The 2,230-nt window shown below is 41.8% G+C and carries 4 protein-coding genes and 1 pseudogene; 2 read left to right on the forward strand and 3 right to left on the reverse strand.

The genetic code is table 11. The features are described from left to right. The 3 genes from PX481_RS29310 to PX481_RS29320 form a co-directional block, all read right to left on the reverse strand. On the reverse strand, positions 1–175 hold a 175-nt coding region (locus tag PX481_RS29310; RefSeq protein WP_288097499.1), incomplete at its 3' end, for a redoxin domain-containing protein. A gap of 2 nt (positions 176–177) precedes the next feature. Next, complete coding sequence (locus PX481_RS29315) at positions 178–1,026, reverse strand: M56 family metallopeptidase (RefSeq protein ID WP_288097495.1); 849 nt, start codon at positions 1,024–1,026, stop codon at positions 178–180. Then, entirely contained in the window at positions 1,026–1,514 is a 489-nt protein-coding gene (locus tag PX481_RS29320; protein WP_002761005.1) for a BlaI/MecI/CopY family transcriptional regulator, read from the reverse strand. The genes PX481_RS29315 and PX481_RS29320 overlap by 1 nt, the downstream gene beginning before the upstream one ends. A gap of 20 nt (positions 1,515–1,534) precedes the next feature. Between PX481_RS29320 and PX481_RS29325 the strand changes: the two genes are divergently transcribed. After that, entirely contained in the window at positions 1,535–1,825 is a 291-nt protein-coding gene (locus tag PX481_RS29325) for a small RNA NsiR4-regulated ssr1528 family protein (protein ID WP_002732452.1), read from the forward strand. Between the two features lie 151 nt (positions 1,826–1,976). Next, positions 1,977–2,230: pseudogene (locus PX481_RS29330) on the forward strand (hypothetical protein); the annotation flags it as partial.

The following is a 2,230-nucleotide window of genomic DNA, read 5'->3' on the forward strand; positions in this document are numbered from 1 at the left end:
ATTGCGGCGACAAAGCGGTAAAATCGATCGCTTCTGTGCTGCAGCCCGGAGTGTTATCTTTGGGATAAAAATATAAGACCAACCATTGACCGGCAAAATCTGCTAATTTACTAATTTCGCCTCTTTGGTTTGGGGTGGCAAATTCCGGGGCTTTTTGTCCAACTTCTAGGGTCATTTTTAGGAGTGTAAAGGCAAGAGTAAGAAAGGCGCGAGGGAGAGGGAAAGCAAGAGCCAGACTTGATAGTTAAATCCAGGAAATTCTGGTTTTTCTGACTCGACTAAAGCATCGATTCTCTCTAATAAGCGATTATTTAAAGAATTATCACTCAGAGCAACACAGCAACTATCAGAGAAATTTATTTCCGCTACTTGATTAACTTTTTCTGCTACTAAAAGCAGCGATTCAGCTAATAGTAAATAATCCACTTGTCCAGAAGCATACTTATCGGCGCGCAATTCCCGCAAGAAGACCAATTCTGACCATAAATTCTCACTATTGGGCAGCCAAGAAGACATCGATCGCAGCCAACCTAACCAGAAAAACCAGAAAGTGTCATGATATTCTTGGTGAGCTTGTTCGTGGGCTAAAACTGCTTGTAAATGTTCTTGATCTAAGAGATTTAATAATCCTTGGGTTACAATTAATTCCGACTTCCAGAAGCCAACTCTGGCACTGTAGGGAAAATCCACTGCTAAAACTCTCGCCTTCTGAGCGGTGATTTTTTTGAGGGGATAACTGCTAAAATCCCGATGGGTTTGCCAAGTTTGATAGGAGAGTTTTATCAAACACAATATAGCAAAAACTAGCCAAATTATAGCACTAAAGTAACTAATTAAACTGGAGTTATAACCCAACATTTGCCCGCGATAGCCCATACAAACCACCGATATAACTGTCATTAACAGCAGCAAAGGAGGAAAGAGAAAGAAAAATAGCGTTATCTGCCAACGACGCTGATAGCTGGGCAGAAACCAACGTAAACCAATGGCGATAGTTAATGCTAGTAATAACATTGAACCGTGCATTAGCTTTCTCTCCGTTGTTGACGCAGGGTATCTAAACGAGATGCGATCGCTTTTAATTGTTCGACACTAGCAGTATCGAGACTATCGGCAAAAGAAGCCACCACATCCGCATTACCAATAGCCAAAAAACGATGTAATTGTTCGTAGGCTTTAATTGCCTGTGCTTGTTCCTTAGAAACCATCGGTTTCCAGTAGAAAATCCGACCCTTTTTATAACAACTTAACCAGCCTTTATTAGTTAAACGACGCAGTACCGTAGTCACAGAAGTATAGGCCAGATCTCGTTCCGGATCCGCTAAAATGCGATCGTGGACATCCTTAACGCTAACGGGTTCCAATTCCCAGACAATATTGAGAATTTCCGCTTCCAGGGGGCCCAGGGATAACTGTTTTGGTTGATAGGTCGGCAATTGAGCCATAGTCACACAGAAATGAAGATTACTTTCCTGATCATAGCGGCGGATATCGATCGCCTGATAAAATAGCAACGATCCTTTATATTGTCTTTATGTCCACCGAAACTAATTTAACCACAACTACGGGCGCTGATGCCATTGATGTGGCGATCGCTAATGGCATTGATTTTGATGGTTCCCCAATTCCCCCGGCAAAATTGGAACTTTATCACCGGGTAATGGGTTTGGAAGCAGGACGACAAAGAAGCGGGGTTTCTAACACGATGAGATCGCGAATTGTCCGCATCGGGGCCAAACATATCCCCCAAGAGGAATTAAATCAGCTGTTGTTAGCCGCCGATTTTGCCCCTCTCAAGGAGAAAGAAATCGCTTTTTACCTATAATGTCGGCTTTTCATCTCTCGGTTTCACCTCGGAGATGAAAAGTTCCGCCAGCATAGAACAGCGAAGCACGACTAAAAATAACTCTAATCTATAGTTGCCAATTTAATTTTAGTATGCTAGAATAGTTTGCGTGGTAGGTCGATAACGCAAAATGTTTGTTTTAGAGTACAAGCTGAGAGGAAAACCATCTCAATATCAAGCCATTGATGAGGCTATTCGGACAGTACAGTTTGTTCGGAATAAATGTCTTAGATATTGGGAAGACAATAAAGGTGTAGGACAAAAGGATGTATATAAATATGTCACTCAATTAAGAAGTGAATACCCTTTTGTTCAAGACCTTAACTCTACAGCTTGTCAACAGGCTTGCGAACGGACTTGGACTGCTATTCTTAGGTTCTATAA

The sequence above is a fragment of the Microcystis sp. M53603_WE2 genome, assembly GCF_030065435.1.

Coding starts and splice junctions, on each gene's coding strand:
- PX481_RS29325 (WP_002732452.1), top strand. CDS start 1,535: ATGTCCACCGAAACTAATTTAACCACAACTACGGGCGCTGATGCCATT.
- PX481_RS29315 (WP_288097495.1), bottom strand. CDS start 1,026: ATGCACGGTTCAATGTTATTACTAGCATTAACTATCGCCATTGGTTTA.